Below are 18248 nucleotides of genomic sequence, written 5' to 3' on the forward strand. Positions count from 1 at the left end.
GCCTCAGTGTGTGGTCGCCAACGCAGGCGCAGGTGTGGGCCGGTGGAAAAACTTCTCAAGGTACAAGTATATGACCGGTGTAGTGAACAGCGTCAGCGCCTGGCTCACCAGCAAGCCGCCGACCACCGCGATACCCAGTGGCTGGCGCAACTCGGCGCCGGCGCCATAGCCGAGCATCAGTGGCAGGGCGCCGAGCAGGGCCGCCAAGGACGTCATGATGATAGGACGGAACCGTGTGATGCAGGCCTCGAAGATCGCATCCTGCGGGGTGAGCCCGCGTGTACGCTGGGCCTCCAGGGCGAAGTCGATCAGCAAGATGCCGTTCTTCTTCACAATACCGATCAGCAGCACCAGCCCGATCAGCGCCATGATCGAAAAGTCCTGGCCCAGCAGCCACAACATGACCAGTGCACCCAGGCCCGCCGAGGGCAGGGTCGAGATGATGGTCAGCGGGTGCACAAAGCTCTCATACAGCACCCCCAGAATGATGTAGACCGCCACCAGCGCGGCGAGGATCAGCCATGGCTGGCTCGCCAGCGAACTCTGGAACGCCTGGGCGGCACCCTGGAAGTTGCCGATGATTGAGGTCGGCATGCCGATCTCGTTTTTCGCCTGGTTAAGCAGGATCACCGCATCGCCCAGGGCCACGCCGGGCGCCAGGTTGAACGACAGGTTGGCGGCCGGGAACATGCCATCGTGGCTGATGGACAACGGCCCGACCGTGGGTGCATCGACGCTGGCCAGTGCCGACAGTGGCACCATCTCATTGGTCAGGGGCGAGCGCAGGTAGAAGTAGTTCAGGCTTTCGGCCTTGCCGCGCTGGCGGGTGTCGAGTTCCAGCACCACTTGGTACTGGTTGATTTCGGTCTGGAACTCGTTGACCTGGCGTTGCCCGAAGGCATCGTACAGCGCCTGGTCGACGTCGGTGGCGGTCAAGCCGAAGCGTGCAGCCGCGCGGCGGTCGATGGTGATGTGGGTGATGCTGCCGCCCAGCTGCAGGTCGTTGGAAATATCGCGGAACGCCGGAATGGAGCGCAGTTTTTCGGTCAGGCGTTGGGTCCAGGTATTGAGCGTCGCGCCGTCGTTGCTCTTGAGCACGTATTGGTACTGGCTGCGGCTGGGGCCCGAGCTGAGGTTGATGTCCTGGCCGGCGCGCAGGTACAGGACAATCCCCGGTACTGCGGCCAATTTGGGCCGGATGCGGTCGATGAATTGGCTGGCGGACACGTCCCTGTCACCCCGGTCCACGAGGGAGATCCAGAAGCGGCCGTTGGCGATGGTCTGGTTGCTGCCGGTGACGCCGACGGAGTGGGAGAAGGCTCGCACGGCAGGGTCGGCCTTCATGATTTCGGCCAGTGCCTTGTGCTTGGCAACCATGTCCGGATACGACACGTCCGCTGCGGCTTCGCTGGTACCGAGCACGAAACCGGTGTCCTGTACCGGGAAAAAACCCTTGGGGATAAACACGTAGCCGACCACGGCCAGGCCCAGGCTCAGCAGGAAAATACCTGCCATCGTGCGTTGATGGGCCAGGGCACGTCGCAGGTTTCTTTCGTACCCCGCCAGCAGGCGTTCACCAAAGCCGGGTTTGTCATGGGGGCGATGGTGGGGCGCCTTCATGAACAGCGCCGCCAGGGTCGGCGCAAGTGTCAGGGACACCACGACGGAAATCAGGATGGTCGAGGTGGCGGTCAAGGCGAATTCCTTGAACAGCCTGCCGACCACGCCGCCCATGAACAGCAGCGGGATAAACGCGGCCACCAACGACACGCTGATCGACACCACGGTAAAGCCAATCTCGCTGGCACCCTTGATCGCCGCCTCGCGCTTGTCCAGGCCGGTTTCGAGATGGCGATGGATGTTCTCCACCACCACGATCGCATCGTCCACCACAAACCCCACGGCCACCACGATGGCGACCAGGGTCAGGTTGTTCAGGCTGAAGCCCATCACGTACATCAGCGCAAAGCTGGCAATCAGCGACACGCCCAGCACGCTGGACACAATGATGGTGGCCGACCACTGGCGCAGGAAAATCGCCATCACCCCCACCACCAGCAGGATGGCGATCAGCAGGGTCATTTCCACTTCGTGCAGCGAGGCACGGATGGTGGTGGTGCGGTCCATCAGCACGCTGACCTGGACCGAGGCCGGCAGCATGGCTTCCAGGCGCGGCATTTCGGCTTGGATGCGTTCTACGGTCTCGACAATGTTGGCGCCGGGCTGGCGAGTAATCACCAGGTTGACGCCGGGAGTGTCAACCGCCCAGGCCTGGACGTAGGCGTTTTCCGAACCATTGACCACCTTGGCCACATCCCGCAGTTGCACGGGGGCGCCGTTCTTGTAGGAGATGATCAGGTCGCCGTATTCATCCGGGTGAAACAGCTGGTCGTTGGTCGCCAGGGTCGACACGCTGTTCTTGCCGTACAGCGCGCCCTTGGCCAGGTTCAGGCTGGATTGCTGGATGGCCAGGCGAACGTCCGCCAGGGTCAGGCCGATGGCTGCGAGCTTGTCGGGCGAGGCCTGCACGCGGATCGCCGGGCGTTGCTGGCCGGTGATATTGATCTGGCCGACGCCGTCGACCTGGCTGAGCTGCCGGGCCAGCAGGGTTTCTACCAGGTCGCTCAACTCGGTACCGGGCATGTCATGGGAACTGACGCTGATGATCAGCACCGGGCTGTCTGCCGGGTTGACTTTGCGCCAGGTCGGCAGGCTCGGCATATCACTGGGCAGTTTGCCGGCCGCGGTGTTGATGGCGGCCTGCACCTCCTGCGCCGCCGTGTCGATGCTCTTGTCGAGGGTGAATTGCAGGGTCAGCAGGCTTGAGCCCAGGGCGCTGCTGGAGGTCATCTGGGTCATGCCGGGGATGGCACTGAATTGCACTTCCAGCGGCGTCGCCACGGAGGACGCCATGGTGTCGGGGCTGGCGCCGGGTAGCTGGGCGGTCACCTGGATCGTTGGGAATTCGGCTTCCGGCAGGGGGGCGATCGGCAGTCTAGGGAACGCGATCACCCCCAGCAGCACCAGGGCGAATGTCAGCAGCAGGGTGGCGACCGGGCGGTCGATGCACCAGGCGGAAACCGACCCCCGCGCCGTCATGGCTGCACCTTGGCGTCAGCGGTCTGGATCACCTGGGGTGGCTCCTTGAGAATCTCGATCTTGGCACCGGACTTGAGGCGCGACTGGCCATCACTGACCAGCACGTCACCGGCCTGGATGCCCTTGAGGATATTGAGTTCGCTGTCCTGGTACAGCACCTGCACCGGCACGATGTCCACCTTGTCGCCGTTGACGCGATACACGAAGTGCGAATCCAGGCCTCGCTGCACCACGGTCGGCGGCACGGCCAGGGCGTTGCGGTCGAGGGCGGTCTGGATCTTGATCGTCACCAGCTGGCCCGGCCAGAGCTTCTGCGTGTTGTTACGGAACTCGGCTTTGGCGCGGATAGTGCCAGTGGTGCTGTTGATCTGGTTGTCGATCAGGCTCAGGCGGCCTTCGCCCAGCAGCTCACTGTGTTCACCTTCGGTATCGGCACCGAGAAAGGCGTCGACGCTGGCCGGGTGCTCGGCGGCGATCAGCCCCTGCAAGGTCGGCAGCATTTGCTGTGGTAGGGAAAACTCCACGGCGATGGGATCGATCTGGGTGACGGAGAACAACCCTTGGGTGTCGCTCATGCGAAGGAAGTTGCCCTCGTCCACCGTACGAATGCCGACGCGGCCTGTAACCGGGGAACGAATCTGTGTGTACGAAAGCTGAACCTTGGCCGAGTCGATCGCGGCCTGATTGCCTTGCGCCGTGGCTTTCAACTGGTTGACCAGGGCTTGTTGCTGGTCGTAGGTCTGTTTCGACACGCCGTCGTCGATGCTCAATTCCTTGTAGCGCTTGAGGTTGACCAATGCCACTTGCAACTGCGCCTGGCTCTCGCCCAACTGCGCCTTGGCCTGGTCGAGGCTGGCGCGGATCGAACGGTCGTCGATGGTTGCCAGCAGGTCGCCGGCCTTGACCAGTTGGCCTTCCTTGACCAGCAGTTTGGTGAGGATGCCGTCGATCTGCGGGCGGATCACCACGCTGTGCAGCGACAGCACCGAACCGATGCCGCTGACATAACGCGGCAGGTCCTGTTCGACCACGTTGATCACGCGCACCGGCACGGCCGTCGACGCCACCAGTTTGGTCTTGGCGGGCCGGGTGAACACCCAGGCTGCGATGACCACTATCACGAGGATGCCTGCGATCAAGGCGGTGTTGCGTCGAATAAGCATGCTGAGGGCGCCGGGACAGAAAGTGGGAGGATGAAGGCGTACTTATAGCCTGTGGACCCGGTCAACAAAGTGACCGCTATCTGACAGCGCTGTCAGTTAAGGTAGGACCATTCGTACAGGCGATGGTTAAAGATTAGGGAGGCACAGGTATACTGCGCGCCAGTGGGGCCCGCAAGCCGGCCTCGCCTCCTTTTCTGCACGCCCCGGAGCTTCCATGACTTCCCCGACACACCCCCCTGTTGAAGCGGCCGACCTCGTCGATCCGGCCGACGCTCAAAGCGTTGAAAAAGCCGAGATCCCGGCGTTCAAGTTTCCGTTCAAGCCGGGGGAATTGGCCGGGGCCAAGCCTGCCGCGCAGCCTTGGTACAAGGGCGGTGCCAAGAACGGCCATACCAAGACCCCAGGCATGGCACCACCGGGTACACGTCGCTCGATGGGTAAACGCTGAGAGTAATGGGTCACACATTGCGTCGATTGTTGCCTACAGCGTTAGTCGACATTTCTGCTTGTAGGTCCGTCTCCATTTCTTGAAAGCTTGCGCAGCATTGGTCTCGCCCCGGTTGATGTCGACTGGGGCGGTTGCTGCCGTTTTTCAGGAAAAGGATGTTTCCGTGGTCTTGATACACATTTGTGTAGCGCTTGCCTTGTTACTCTCCGTTGATGCGGTCGCGGTCGTCGAGCAACCGCGCGAAGAAATCCGTTTCGGCGTTGCCGCACTCTTTCCCCCTTTCCAGAACCGTAACCCGCAAGGGCAGTTGGTCGGCTTGAACATCGAGTTGGGTAACGCCCTGTGCACGCAACTCAACGTGCGATGTACCTGGGTCGACCAGCGGGTCGTCGAGGACTTTTCCTCCTTGGAAGCCCGGCAATTCGACGCGATCATGGGCATTGCGCCGACGCCGAAACGGCGCCAATGGGTGAGTTTCACCGACAACCTCTATCCCTTCACCACCCGCCTGGTTGCCCGCAGAACGTCAGGCCTGAGGCCGACTGCGCGTTCCCTGCGCGGCAAGCGCGTAGGGGTGTTGCTGGGCAGTAATCGTGAAGCCTTTGCGCGTTCGCAGTGGGAGCCGCAAGGTGTGCTGATCAAAAGTTTCTGGCTTAACCAGGAGTTGGTCCGCAGCCTGGTTGCCGGTGATATCGACGCCACGTTGCAAGGCTCGGTGGAGATCCGCGAGGCGCTGCTCGACACGGCCGACGGCGAGGGGTTCGACTTTCTTGGTCCCGCCGTTTCGGCTGACCTGCTCGGTGACGGCGTATCGATCGCCCTGCGCAAGACCGACACCGCGTTGCGCAACCAACTCAACCGCGCGCTGGAGCAACTGAGGCAGAGCGGCGAATACCAGCGCATCCTGCAGCCCTATCGGCTTGATGCTCCGTTTGCCATGCAGTGATGGCTAATTAATTGCGCGGAACATGAGCTGGATCAATCTTTGCCCTTTCGGTGCGCTTAGAGTCGACGCCCTGCCGACTCCTCCAATAATTACGAGCGCGCTTATCCATGAAGATCAATCTGCCGGTCACCGGTCGAAATGTGGACTTTGCCCCTGACGCCAACATCCTTTCGACCACCGACCTGACAGGCGCGATTACCTACGCCAACGGGGACTTCATCGACGTTTGTGGCTATAGCCGCGAGGAACTGCTCGGTTCACCCCACCATCTGTTGCGTCATCCGGATATGCCGGCCGCTGCGTTTGCGCACATGTGGCGCACCCTGAAGAGCGGACGGTCGTGGATGGGCATGGTGAAGAACCGTTGCAAGAACGGCGACCATTATTGGGTCAGTGCCTACGCCACACCGGTGACACGCGAGGGTAAGGCGGTGGAGTACCAGTCGGTGCGTACCAAGCCCGACACGCGCCGGGTGGTGGCAGCGGAGCGCGCGTATGCGCAGTTACGGGCGGGCAAGCGCCGCAGACTGCCGGCGTTCGGCATGGGGGCGAAGTTATCGGCTTGGGTGATTGGCACCAGTGGTATGACCTGGGCATTGGGTTTGGTCACCTATTCCCTCGCTTGGCAACTGCTGGCCTTGGTGGCGGGGTGTGCGGTGGGGGCTGCGGGGGTCAAAGTGATCATGCGCCCTCTCGCACAGTTGAATCAGCGGGCGCGGCTGATTGCAGACAACCCCCTGAGCCAGGCGATCTACACCGGGCGCAGCGACGAGTGCGGGCAGATCGAGTTCGCCTTGCAGATGCTCGAAGCCCAGGTGGGCGCGGTAGTGGGGCGCATCGGTGATGCGTCGTTGCGTTTGTCCGGGCATGCGGCGCAACTGGTGGCGCATCTGGACAGCAGCCAGGCCAGCAGCCAGGGCCAGCAGGCCCAGACCGACCAAGTGGCGGCGGCGATCCACCAGATGGCCGCCAGCGTTGCCGAAGTCGCCAACCATGCGCTGGAGGCCTCCAAGGCCGCCGACCAGGCCGGCAGTGAAACCCGTGAAGGTCACCAGCGCGTCGATGAGAGCCGCGATGCGGTGCTGCGCCTGTCCGATGAGCTGGCGCGCGCGACACAGGTGATCCATCAACTGGAAAGCCACAGCGGTGAAATCAGCGGCGTACTGGAGGTGATCCGCGCGATTGCCGAGCAGACCAACCTGCTGGCTCTCAACGCCGCCATTGAGGCTGCGCGCGCGGGTGAACAGGGGCGGGGTTTTGCCGTGGTCGCCGATGAAGTACGCGGCCTGGCCCAGCGCACCCAGCAATCCACCAACGAAATCCAGCGCATGATCAGCACCCTGCAAAGCGGCGCGCGCGATGCCGTGCAAGCCATGGCCCACAGCAGCGAACATGTCGAGGCCAGTGTCCAGCAGGCGCAGCGGGCCGCGGCGGCGCTGGACGGTATCAGCCAGCGTGTCACTCAAATTACCGCCATGAGCCAGCAGATCGCCGCAGCGGTGGAAGAACAGAGCGCGGTCAGCGAAGACATCAATCGCAATATTGTCGGCATCCGCAATGCCGGTGAGGCCACCGTCAGCGCTGGCCGGCAAAGCCAGCTCAGTTCTGGCGATGTGGCGACGCTGGCCGACGACTTGCGCCAGCTGGCGCAGGAGTTCTGGGGCAAGCGGCACTGATCTGGGTTGGCGTTGAATGTGCTGGCCTCATCGCGGGCAAGCCCGCTCCCACATTTTGGAATGCGATTCCCCGTGGGAGCGGGCTTGCCCGCGATGAGGCCAGTCGGCCTTACGCAGCCCTCAACGAAATAAACGCATAGTTGGCCGGCACCTCGGTGGCAATCTGCGCGCCGGCATCCAGCAACTGTTCGGCGATGTCCATCCCCGACACATGGAACACCCACTCGTTTGACACGGCGGGCTGGTCAACGGCCAAGGCGATCGCCTGGGCAAAGGCATGCATGTCCGGCAGGTAGGCAGTAAACCCGTCGCCCTTGAGCGCCGTGGTGCGAATGCCCAGCAAGGCGCAGACGGCTTCCTTGGTTTGCACGTCATCACGGTCGGCCTGGCGTGAACGGCGAATCAGTTCGGCTAATTCCTGATCCATCAGTTCGCCGCCAACGATCAGCGCCGGCCCTTGCTCCCAGGATTCGGGCGGGCAGTCCTTGGCTGCCGGGTTCAATGGAATGTGCGGGTTTATCTCCATCGGGTAGATACGGCACACCAATGGCCGGCGCTCGTAGATGCGGCAACGGTCGTCTTCGTCAAGATTCCGGCAGCGCCCGGCGTTGTAAGCGGCAAAGGTGATTGCCACAAACGCCTCGGTATTGCCGCTGGGCACCACCACCGAACGACGCTCGGCGTGTTCGCGTTGGGCCTGCGGCAGGCCCAGGCCATTGCCCAGGAAACCCTCCACCAGAACAATGACGTTTCCGCCGTCAGCCGCCCACTGCCGGGCTTCGTCGAGGGTCAGGGGCACGTGATGGTCGGTGCAGCATTTGCCGCAACCCACGCAGGAAAAGTGAGTATTCATGGAGGATCTGTCACCAGGCAAGGTCAGAGGGCACTCTCGAACGGCGGCGGGTTTTTACCTCTATCCGCCGTTCAGGCTCTCTGGAAGCAAGTTGTGCGCCAGTGCCTGTCAGTGCTCTTGCACGACATCGCGCAGGACAAACCGCATGCCCGCACTTTCGTACAACTGCCGGGCACGCCCGTTGCTCTCCAGCACCTTGAGGTCCACGTAGGGTTCGCCCCGTTGCTTGAACACGTGGAAGGTGTGCAGCAACAAGGCCCGACCCAGCCCCTGGCCCTGGGCGCAGGGGTGTACGGACAGGTTCTTGATAAAGGCGCTGGTCCAGCACTGGGCCACGCCAAGGATGCCATCGCGGTTACTGGCCACCAGGCACAGGCTGGGGTCGAACTCGGCATCGGTGGTGAACTGCTGGCGCCATTCCTCCAGACTGGCCACGCGGCCGCCGCCTTGCGCCTGGGTCATGCTCAACACGGCATGAATTGCCGGGGCCAGTTCATCGCGGTAATGGTCCAGCTGTGTACCCGCCGGCCATTGCGGCGCAGGCAGGCTGCCGAGGAGGTCGCGGCGTAGCAGCTGGAAGTATTCGGCCAAGGCTTACAGGCCCTTTTGTGCCACGGTCTGGGCCGCGACCACCAGGCACTTGGTCAACTCGGGCGAGGAGAACTTGGTCAGCACCGCGTCGGCACCGGCCAGGCGGGCTTTCTCGCTGTTCATCGCGCTGTCCAGGGAGGTGTGCAACAGCACATAGAGGTCCTTGAAATCCGGGGTTTCGCGCAGGGTGCGGGTGAGCGCATAGCCGTCCATTTCAGACATCTCGATGTCCGACACCACCACGTTGATCTGCTCCACCGTGCCTTGCAGCTCCAGCAGCACATCAATGGCTTCCTTGGCGCTGCGGGCGGTGTGGCAGGTCAGGCCGAGGTTGCGCAGGGTGTGCACCGATTGCTGCAGGGCGACCTGGCTGTCGTCCACCACCAAAATCCGCGCATTGCCCAGCACTTCGGCCTCTTCCATGGTCAGGTCGGTGGGCGCCGCTTCGATCGGTGCCGGCGCTATGCCGTGGATGACTTTCTCGATATCCAGCACCTGCACCAGCCCGCCTTCCACCTGGGTGACCCCGGTGATGAACGCACGGTTGCCGCCGGAACCATAGGGCGGCGGGCGAATGTCGGTGGTCAGGCAGTGCACGATCTTGCTCACCGCCTGCACATGCAGGCCCTGCTTGGAGCGACTCACGTCGGTGACGATCAGGCAGCCGCCGTCGGGGTCTTGCAGGGGCATTTCCCCCAGGGCACGGCTCAGGTCAATCACCGACAGCGAGGCGCCGCGCAGGGTGGCGATGCCTTTGACGTGCGGGTGGGATTCCGGCAGCCGGGTCAGGGGCGGGCAGGGGATGATTTCGCTGACTTTCAGCAGGTTGATCGCCATCAGCTTGCCGCTGCGCAAGGTAAAGAGCAGAAGCGAGAGTGAATCTGCGCGGGCTTTGGTGGTGGACATAAAAACCTTCTGTGGATCAGGGATGACGATCTATACAGAGTTATCGACCCGCACGCCAAAAACTGTAGACGTTACCTGTGGCGAGGGAGCTTGCTCCCGCTGGGCTGCGAGGCGGCCTTAAAAGCTAAGGAGCGCTCCGCACTCCAGCGCGAGCAAGCTCGCTCGCCACAACAAGCCGGGCTCCTACAGGTTAAGGGGAACAATCGGGGCTGCTGAATCAGCCCTTCCAGACTTGCGGGTTCACCAGATCCTGCGGGCGCTCGCCCAGCAAGGCACTGCGCAGGTTGGCGAGGGCGCGGTTGGCCATGGCTTCGCGGGTTTCGTTCGTCGCTGAGCCGATATGCGGCAGGGTCACCGCGTTGCTCAGTTGGAACAGCGGCGACTCCGCCAACGGCTCCTGCTCGTACACATCCAGCCCGGCGCCACGGATGCGCTGGGTCTGCAAGGCTTCGATCAACGCCGGTTCATCAACCACCGGGCCACGGGAAATGTTGATCAGGATCGCACTGGACTTCATCAAACCCAGCTCGCGGGTGCTGATCAGGTGACGGGTCTTGTCGCTCAACGGCACCACCAGGCACACGAAGTCCGACTCGGCCAGCAGTTGGTCCAGGCTACGGTACTGGGCGCCCAACTCCTGTTCCAACGCGGTCTTGCGGCTGTTGCCGCTGTACAGGATCGGCATGTTGAAACCCAGCCGCCCACGTCGGGCCACGGCTGCGCCGATATTGCCCATGCCGACGATGCCCAGGGTCTTGCCGTGTACATCGCAGCCAAACAGCGGCGCGCCGACGCTGGCTTTCCATTGGCCGGCCTTGGTCCAGGCGTCCAGCTCGGCTACCCGACGCGCGCTGCTCATCAGCAGGGCGAAGGCCAGGTCAGCAGTGCTTTCAGTGAGCACGTCGGGGGTGTTGGTGAGCATGATCCCGCGCTCGTTGAAGTAGGGCACGTCGTAGTTGTCGTAGCCCACCGACACGCTGGACACCACCTCCAGCTTGCTTGCACCTTCCAACTGCGCGCGACCCAGCTTGCGGCCTACACCGATCAAACCATGGGCGTGGGGCAGGGCTTCATTGAATTGAGCGTTGATGTCCCCGCGCTTGGGGTCGGGCACGATCACCTCGAATTCCTGTTGCAGGCGTTCGATCATTGGCGGGGTGATACGGCTGAAGGCGAGGACAGTCTTTTTCATTGCAGGCGGGCTCATCGACTACGGGAGAATGCCAAGCACGCTAACATTCTTATCCAAAGTTGTCAGGACACCACCGAACCAATGTGAACACTGCTCAAAATGTGGGAGCGGGCTTGCTCGCGAAGACGGAGTGTCAGTCAATACATCTTTGTCTGATACACCGCTTTCGCGAGCAAGCCCGCTCCCACATTTGATCTTTATTGTCGGTTAGAGATCAGGTGGCCATGCGCACGCCGCCCAGGCCGCCGCTCAGTTCATAGGCGGCCAACTCCGCCTGGTGCGCTGCGAGGATTTCCGGCAGCGAACCGCGCAGGTATTCCACCCAGGTCTTGATCTTCGCATCCAGGTATTGGCGCGACGGGTAGATGGCGTACAGGTTCAGTTCCTGCGAGCGGTAGGTCGGCATCACCCGTACCAGCGTGCCGTTACGCAAACCTTCGATGGCCGCGTACACCGGCAACAGGCCGACGCCCATGCCGCTGGTGATCGCGGTTTTCATCGCATCGGCCGAGTTCACCAGGAACGGCGAGGTGTTGATCGCCACGCTTTCCTGGCCTTCGGGGCCGTTGAAGGTCCATTTGTCCAACTGGATCACCGGGCTCACCAGGCGCAGGCAGGCGTGGTTGAGCAGGTCCTGCGGACGTTGCGCACAGCCTTTGGCCTTGACGTAGTCCGGCGAGGCGCAGGCGATGCTGTAGGTAATACCCAGGCGCTGGGACACAAACCCCGAATCCGGCAGTTCGCTGGCCAGCACGATGGACACGTCGTAGCCCTCGTCGAGCAGGTCCGGCACGCGGTTGGCCAGGGTCAGGTCGAAGGTCACGTCCGGGTGGGTGCGGCGGTAGCGGGCAATGGCGTCGATGACGAAATGTTGGCCGATACCGGTCATGGTGTGGACTTTCAACTGCCCGGCCGGGCGCGCGTGGGCGTCGCTGGCTTCGGCCTCGGCTTCTTCGACGTAGGCCAGGATCTGCTCGCAGCGCAGCAGGTAGCGCTTGCCGGCTTCGGTCAGCGCAATACGGCGGGTGGTGCGGTTGAGCAAGCGGGTTTGCAGGTGGGCCTCAAGGTTGGAGACCGCGCGCGAGACGTTGGCCGTGGTGGTGTCCAGTTGCACGGCGGCGGCGGTGAAGCTGCCGGCTTCGGCCACGCAACTGAAGGCGCGCATGTTTTGCAAAGTGTCCATGGAGTGTTCTCAGGGGAGATAACAAATTGTGACAGAAAGTTACGCCGTCCAGTGATCCCTACCAACGGATTATCGCCTGAACGGTAACAAAGATTCACAGGAATGCCAGCTTATCGTCCTCCATGCCTCCGCCTAGAATTGCGCCACCTTTCCCGCTCCACCTCTCAGGAATACGCGTGCCGTGCCGCTTCGCATCAGCAGAGAGCTAAAGACTCTCAGTGTTTTGGCCTTATCGTTAGCAATCAGCGGCTGCATCGGAACCGGAGGAATCGCCCCCCAAGGCCGGGCCCTCAGCGTCAACTCCCTGGCCACCGACGAAGCGATCCAGAGCGCTGCCCGCGACGCCCGTTGGCCCACCGCGCAATGGTGGCAAACATACGGCGACCCGCAACTGAACCGCTGGGTCGACCTCGCCACGCAAAACAGCCCGAGCCTGGCCATGGCCGCCGCCCGCGTGCGCCAGGCCCGTGCCATGGCCGGGGTTGCCGAATCGGCCGAGTCGTTGCAGGTCAACAGCGACACCAGCCTCAAGCGCCACAACTGGCCGAAAGATCAGTTCTACGGCCCGGGTGAACTCAGCGGTGCCAACACCTGGGATAACAATGCGTCCCTGGGCCTGAGCTACGCCCTGGACCTGTGGGGGCGTGAAAGTAACACCACCGAGCGTGCTGTCGACCTGGCACACATGAGCGTTGCCGAAGCGCGCCTGGCCCAGCTCGAACTGCAGAGCAACGTGGTGCGCGCCTATATCCAACTGTCGTTGCACTACGCCAACCGCGACATCGTTGCCGCCACCCTGGCCCAGCAACAGCAGATCCTGGACCTGGCCAACAAACGCCTGAACGCTGGCATCGGCACCCACTTCGACGTCAGCCAGGCCGAGACCCCGTTGCCGGAAACCCATCGCCAGCTGGATGCGCTCGATGAAGAAATCGCCTTGACCCGCAACCAATTGGCGGCGCTGGCCGGCAAGGGCCCGGGGGAGGGCGCGCACTTGCAGCGCCCGACACTGGCCTTGGCCGCCCCGCTGGCATTGCCGTCGAGCCTGCCCGCGCAACTGCTCGGCCAACGCCCGGACGTGGTCGCCAGCCGCTGGCAAGTGGCGGCGCAGGCCCGTGGTATCGACGTGGCCCATGCCGGCTTCTACCCCAACGTCGACCTGGTCGGCAGCCTGGGCTACATGGCCACCGGCGGCGGCATGCTGGAATTCCTGGCCGGCAAGAAACTCAACTACAACGTCGGCCCGGCGATCACCTTGCCGATCTTCGACGGCGGCCGCCTGCGCGCCGAACTGGGCGAAGCCAGCGCGGGTTATGACATTGCCGTCGCCAAGTACAACCAGACCCTGGTCAATGCGCTCAAGGGCATCAGCGACCAGTTGATCCGTCGCGAATCCATGGACAAACAAGCGACCTTCGCCGCGCAATCGGTGGCCTCGGCGCAGAAAACCTACGACATCGCGATGATCGCCTATCAGCGCGGCCTCACCGATTACCTCAACGTGCTGAACGCCCAGACCTTGCTGTTCCATCAGCAACAGATCGAGCAGCAAGTGCAGGCCGCGCGGCTGAGTGCCCATGCCGAACTGATCACCGCCCTGGGCGGTGGCCTGGGAGCGGGCAACGATGTGCCGCAGGACGCCAAGACGCTCCCGAGCAAGACCCCGGCGGCGCTGGCCGTGTTTGATCACTGAGTAGGTGTCGATGACTCCCTTGCCTGCACCGCTGCGCTGGCTGCACGCCCTTGAGTGGCGCCGCGGTTTTTTCGACTGGGCACGCAGCGACGGCGTGACCTGGGTGTATATCTTCAAGGTGCTGATCGCCGCGTTCCTCACGCTGTGGCTGGCCATGCGCCTGGAGTTGCCGCAACCGCGTACCGCGATGATCACCGTGTTCATCGTGATGCAGCCCCAGAGCGGCCAGGTGTTCGCCAAGAGTTTCTATCGCTTCCTCGGCACCCTGGCGGGGTCGGCGGTGATGGTGTTTTTGATCGCCTTGTTTGCGCAAAACACCGAGCTGTTCCTCGGCGCACTGGCGATCTGGGTAGGTATCTGCACGGCTGGCGCCACGCGCAACCGTAACTTTCGCGCCTATGGTTTTGTGCTGGCCGGCTACACGGCGGCGATGGTCGGCTTGCCGGCCCTGGCCCATCCGGACGGTGCCTTTATGGCGGCGGTATGGCGCGTGCTGGAAATCTCCCTGGGGATTCTGTGCTCCACGCTGGTCAGCGCCGCGATCTTGCCGCAAACCTCCAGCGCCGCGATGCGCAATGCCTTGTACCAGCGTTTTGGCGTGTTCGCGTTGTTTGTCACCGACGGCTTGCGTGGGCGCAGCCAGCGCGAGGGCTTCGAGGCCAGCAACGTGCGCTTTATCGCGCAAGCCGTGGGCCTGGAAGGGCTGCGCAGTGTCACGGTGTTTGAAGACCCGCACATGCGTCGGCGCAATGGCCGGCTCAGTCGCTTGAACAGCGAATTCATGAGCATCACCACACGCTTCAACGCCTTGCACCAGTTGCTCGAACGCTTGCGTGCCGATGCGGCGGACCACGTGGTCGCTGCGATCAAGCCCGGCCTGCAGGACCTGGCCGAACTGCTCGATGGTTTTTCCGGCCGTGCCCTCACCAGCCCCGACGCCGCAGGGCTGGTGGCCCAACTCAGCGCCTACAAGGACGGCTTGCCCGCCAAGGTGCGTGCCCTACGCACGGCCTTCCAGGAAGGTGAACCCAGCGAAGCCGAGCAGCTGGATTTCCACACCGCCTACGAGCTGCTTTACCGCTTCGTCGACGACCTGCACAACTACGCGCAAACCCATGCGTCACTGGCCGATCACAGCCACGAACGCGAACAGTGGGACGAAACCTTTACCCCCAAGACCAACTGGCTGGCCTGTGCGGCATCGGGCATTCGCGCGTCATTCATTCTGGTTGTGCTCGGCAGTTACTGGGTGGCCACGGCCTGGCCCAGCGGCGCGACCATGACCCTGATCGCCGCCGCCACCGTGGGCTTGTCTGCCGCTACGCCCAACCCGAAACGCATGGCCTTTCAAATGGCCTGCGGCACCTTCATTGGTGCGCTGGTGGGTTTTGTCGAAATGTTCTTCGTGTTCCCTTGGATCGACGGCTTCCCGCTGCTGTGCGTGATGCTTGCGCCGGTGATCATCTTCGGTTCGTTCCTGGCATCACGCCCCCAGTACGCCGGTGTTGGCGTGGGCCTGCTGATCTTCTTCAGTACCGGCTCGGTGCCCGACAACCTCACGGTCTACAACCCCTACACTTTCATCAACGACTACATCGCCATGGTCATCGGCATGCTGGTGTGCGCGGCGGCCGGGGCGATCATCCTGCCGCCCAACAGCCGCTGGTTGTGGCGCCGGCTGGAGCAGGACCTGCGTGAGCAGGTGGTGTATGCCATCAGCGGCAAGCTCAAGGGCCTGGCGTCGAGCTTTGAAAGCCGCACCCGCGACCTGCTGCACCAGGCTTACGGCCTCGCCGTCGGCCAGCCGCAGGTGCAGCGCGACCTGCTGCGCTGGATGTTCGTGGTGCTGGAAGTCGGCCACGCGATCATCGAATTGCGCAAGGAACAGGCGATTCTGCCGGTGCATCCGGCGTATGCCGAGTCCCAGCCGTGGCGCCAGGCGATCCGTGTGATGGGCCGTTCGCTGGTGCGGTTGTTCCTGCAACCCAGCGCCAGCAACCTGGAGCGCGGCTTGATCGCCGTAGACCACGCCATCAGCCGCGTGCAGGCCACCGACGAACCCTTCGCGCCGCACTTCGACACCTCGGCCCTGCGCCGGGTGAAAAGCTACCTGCACTTTATCCGCACCTCGTTGCTTGACCCGCAATCGCCCCTCGCTGCCCTCAAAGGAGCTGCGCATGCCCCGTGAAATCGCGTTCCACGGCATTTATATGCCGACCATGACCCTGATGTTCCTGATCGCGGCGGGGCTGGCCTGGGGCGTGGACCGCTTCCTGGCCGGGTACGACCTGTACCGTTTTTTCTGGCACCCGGCGTTGCTGCGCCTGAGCCTGTTCGTTTGTCTGTTCGGCGCGCTGGCGCTGACCGTCTACCGTTGAGAATGCCCTGATGAAAAAGTTTTTCAGCCTGCTCGCCACCTTGCTGGTATTGGCGTTGGCGATCTGGATTGGCCGCACGTTGTGGGTGCATTACATGGAGACCCCCTGGACCCGCGACGGCCGTGTGCGCGCCGACATCATCAACGTGGCCGCCGACGTTACCGGTGAAGTGGTCGACGTGCCGGTGCGCGACAACCAGTTGGTGAAGAAGGGCGACCTGCTGATGCAGATCGACCCCGAGCACTACCGCATTGCCGTCAAGCAAGCGCAGTCGCTGGTGGCGTCACGCAAAGCCACCTGGGAAATGCGCAAGGTCAACGCCCACCGCCGCGCCGACCTCGACGCCCTGGTGATCTCCAAGGAAAACCGCGACGACGCCAGCAACATCGCCGACTCCGCACTCGCTGATTACCAACACGCGCTGGCGCAACTGGAAGCGGCCGAGCTGAACCTGAAACGCACCCAAGTGGTGGCGGCGGTGGACGGTTATGTCACCAACCTGAACGTGCATCGCGGTGACTACGCGCGCATCGGCGAGGCCAAGATGGCCGTAGTCGATATGAACTCGTTCTGGGTGTATGGCTTCTTTGAAGAAACCAAGCTGCCCCACGTTAAAGTCGGTGACAAAGCCGATATGCAGCTCATGAGCGGCGAGACCTTGAAGGGCCACGTGGAAAGCATCTCGCGCGGCATCTACGACCGCGACAACCCCGAGAGCCGTGAGCTGATCGCCGATGTGAACCCGACGTTCAACTGGGTGCGGTTGGCCCAGCGGGTTCCGGTGCGGATTCACATTGATGAAGTGCCGGAAGGTGTGTTGTTGGCGGCGGGCATCACTTGCACCGTTATCGTCAACGAATAACCCTGTAGGTGCCGGCAAGCCGGTTCCTACAGTAGGGGGTGTCAGGCCTTGATGAAGGTTTCATGCAGGTGGCGCCACAACAGCGCGCCGCTGGCCTGTTTCTCGAACACTACGGTGGCGCGGCGGTCTGTCTGAGTGCCGCTGTCATCCACCTGATGCTCGCGGTAAGTCACCGTCGCGCCACGCGCATGCCGGTCGATCCCGGCCATTTCGCTCAAGGTGATTTTCAGCCCCGGGCGCATGCCGCCCAGGCGTGTGAATAGCGCTTTAACGCCGGCCGCATTGACCCGCGTCCCCGTCGCGGGCGCCACCATGCTGAACTCGGGGGAGAAGCGCGCCAGCAGGTTTTCCAACGTGCCCTCAGGCGCAACCCCGGCAAACCATTGCTCGATCTCGACGTGGGTCTGGATCACTTCTTCAAAAAAGTCGCTGTAGTCGATCATTACAAACTCCGTTCCAAGCCAAAGCGCTTCTTCAAGACGCGTTCCAATAAACCCTTGGGCAACAACGCCGCCATCAACGGCAACGCCCGGCTGCCATTGCCCGCGCGCAGCAGGCGCGGTGGCCGGGGGTGCTGAACGGCCTTGAGCACCTCGGCGGCGAATTGTGCGGCCGGGGTTGGTTTGTCCTGGGAGGCCTGGCTGCGTGCGCGGATGCCGTCGCGGATGGGCCACCACGGCGATTGTTCGTTGATCAGCAATTCCGCCTGGGCCCCGGCATTTTTCGCGAAGCTTGTGTTGATGGCGCCGGGCTGGACTTCCATGACTCGCACGCCAAACGGCGCCAGTTCCATGCGCAGCGCATCACTCAAGGCATGCACGGCGGCTTTCGAGGCGCAGTAGGCGCCGGCAAACGGGGTGACCAGCACGCCGGAAACGCTGCCGATATTCACCACCAGGCCTTTGCTGCGGCGCAGGGCCGGGAACAGCGCCTGGGTCACGCCGACGATGGAAAACACATTGGTTTCGAACTGGCGTTGCAGGGCGTCGGTGCCGCCGTCGAGCAGCGGGCCCATGGCGCCGTAGCCGGCGTTATTGATCAGCACGTCCAGTTCGCCCACCTGGGTGGCCAGGGTTTGCAGGGCGGTGCTGTCATTCACGTCCAGCAGCACGGCCTGGAAACCGGCGTCGTTGAGGGCGATCACGTCGGCTTCGCGGCGGGCGCTGGTCAGCACGTGATAGCCGGCCGCCTTGAAGGCATCCGCCAGGGCGCGGCCGATACCGCTGGAGCAGCCGGTGATGAGAACGTTGGGCATGGG

16 protein-coding genes are annotated in these 18248 nt (G+C 63.1%); 7 read left to right on the top strand and 9 right to left on the bottom strand.

Annotated features, from left to right (window positions below; genetic code table 11):
• Positions 1 to 3: 3 nt before the first annotated feature.
• The gene (locus HX803_RS19890) at positions 4 to 3099 is read right to left on the bottom strand and encodes a multidrug efflux RND transporter permease subunit (protein WP_178922782.1); all 3096 of its coding nucleotides are present in this window, start codon (positions 3097 to 3099) and stop codon (positions 4 to 6) included.
• Complete coding sequence (locus tag HX803_RS19895; RefSeq protein ID WP_178922784.1) at positions 3096 to 4262, bottom strand: efflux RND transporter periplasmic adaptor subunit; 1167 nt, start codon at positions 4260 to 4262, stop codon at positions 3096 to 3098. The genes HX803_RS19890 and HX803_RS19895 overlap by 4 nt, the downstream gene beginning before the upstream one ends.
• Before the next feature lie 214 nt (positions 4263 to 4476).
• On the opposite strand from HX803_RS19895, the gene HX803_RS19900 reads away from it, so the two are divergent.
• The 3 genes from HX803_RS19900 (at position 4477) to HX803_RS19910 (ending at position 7332) form a co-directional block, all read left to right on the top strand.
• Positions 4477 to 4710, top strand: coding sequence for a hypothetical protein (locus tag HX803_RS19900; protein WP_178922786.1), 234 nt, complete (start codon positions 4477 to 4479; stop codon positions 4708 to 4710).
• 163 nt (positions 4711 to 4873) lie between these two features.
• Entirely contained in the window at positions 4874 to 5656 is a 783-nt protein-coding gene (locus HX803_RS19905; RefSeq protein WP_178922788.1) for a transporter substrate-binding domain-containing protein, read from the top strand.
• 107 nt (positions 5657 to 5763) lie between these two features.
• Complete coding sequence (locus HX803_RS19910) at positions 5764 to 7332, top strand: PAS domain-containing methyl-accepting chemotaxis protein (protein ID WP_178922790.1); 1569 nt, start codon at positions 5764 to 5766, stop codon at positions 7330 to 7332.
• A 109-nt stretch (positions 7333 to 7441) separates the two neighbouring features.
• On the opposite strand, the gene HX803_RS19915 is transcribed toward HX803_RS19910, so the two are convergent.
• The 5 genes from HX803_RS19915 to HX803_RS19935 form a co-directional block, all read right to left on the bottom strand.
• Positions 7442 to 8185, bottom strand: coding sequence for a YkgJ family cysteine cluster protein (locus tag HX803_RS19915; RefSeq protein ID WP_178922792.1), 744 nt, complete (start codon positions 8183 to 8185; stop codon positions 7442 to 7444).
• Between the two features lie 108 nt (positions 8186 to 8293).
• On the bottom strand, positions 8294 to 8776 hold the full coding sequence (locus HX803_RS19920; protein WP_178922794.1) for an N-acetyltransferase: 483 nt from the start codon (positions 8774 to 8776) through the stop codon (positions 8294 to 8296).
• 3 nt (positions 8777 to 8779) lie between these two features.
• Positions 8780 to 9682 carry a chemotaxis protein CheV gene (locus HX803_RS19925; RefSeq protein ID WP_176995018.1) on the bottom strand — a complete coding sequence of 301 codons (903 nt, stop codon included), beginning with the start codon at positions 9680 to 9682 and terminating at the stop codon, positions 8780 to 8782.
• Positions 9683 to 9899: 217 nt separating this feature from the next.
• A complete protein-coding gene (locus HX803_RS19930; RefSeq protein ID WP_178922796.1) occupies positions 9900 to 10874 on the bottom strand; it encodes a D-glycerate dehydrogenase in 975 nt (324 codons plus the stop codon).
• Positions 10875 to 11088: 214 nt separating this feature from the next.
• Positions 11089 to 12057 (bottom strand): LysR family transcriptional regulator, encoded by a 969-nt coding sequence (locus HX803_RS19935; RefSeq protein ID WP_176995016.1) that lies wholly within the window; start codon positions 12055 to 12057, stop codon positions 11089 to 11091.
• Between the two features lie 181 nt (positions 12058 to 12238).
• Between HX803_RS19935 and HX803_RS19940 the strand changes: the two genes are divergently transcribed.
• The 4 genes from HX803_RS19940 to HX803_RS19955 are packed head-to-tail and all read left to right on the top strand — an operon-like array spanning position 12239 to position 16990.
• Positions 12239 to 13750, top strand: a complete 1512-nt coding sequence (locus tag HX803_RS19940; protein WP_178922798.1) for an efflux transporter outer membrane subunit — start codon at positions 12239 to 12241, stop codon at positions 13748 to 13750.
• Positions 13751 to 13760: 10 nt separating this feature from the next.
• Positions 13761 to 15938, top strand: a complete 2178-nt coding sequence (locus HX803_RS19945) for an FUSC family protein (protein WP_178922800.1) — start codon at positions 13761 to 13763, stop codon at positions 15936 to 15938.
• Positions 15928 to 16128, top strand: coding sequence for a DUF1656 domain-containing protein (locus tag HX803_RS19950; RefSeq protein ID WP_176995013.1), 201 nt, complete (start codon positions 15928 to 15930; stop codon positions 16126 to 16128). Before HX803_RS19945 ends, HX803_RS19950 begins: the two co-directional genes overlap by 11 nt.
• A 10-nt stretch (positions 16129 to 16138) precedes the next feature.
• Complete coding sequence (locus tag HX803_RS19955) at positions 16139 to 16990, top strand: HlyD family secretion protein (protein WP_178922802.1); 852 nt, start codon at positions 16139 to 16141, stop codon at positions 16988 to 16990.
• A 41-nt stretch (positions 16991 to 17031) separates the two neighbouring features.
• Here the strand turns inward: HX803_RS19955 and HX803_RS19960 are convergent, their stop codons facing one another.
• Both HX803_RS19960 and HX803_RS19965 read right to left on the bottom strand, forming a co-directional pair.
• Positions 17032 to 17433 (bottom strand): DUF4440 domain-containing protein, encoded by a 402-nt coding sequence (locus HX803_RS19960; RefSeq protein ID WP_178922804.1) that lies wholly within the window; start codon positions 17431 to 17433, stop codon positions 17032 to 17034.
• Complete coding sequence (locus HX803_RS19965; RefSeq protein ID WP_178922806.1) at positions 17433 to 18245, bottom strand: SDR family oxidoreductase; 813 nt, start codon at positions 18243 to 18245, stop codon at positions 17433 to 17435. Before HX803_RS19965 ends, HX803_RS19960 begins: the two co-directional genes overlap by 1 nt.
• Positions 18246 to 18248 lie beyond the last annotated feature (3 nt).

It is taken from the genome of Pseudomonas sp. P7548 (assembly GCF_013386585.1).
In the GTDB taxonomy this organism is placed as follows: Bacteria; Pseudomonadota; Gammaproteobacteria; order Pseudomonadales; family Pseudomonadaceae; genus Aquipseudomonas.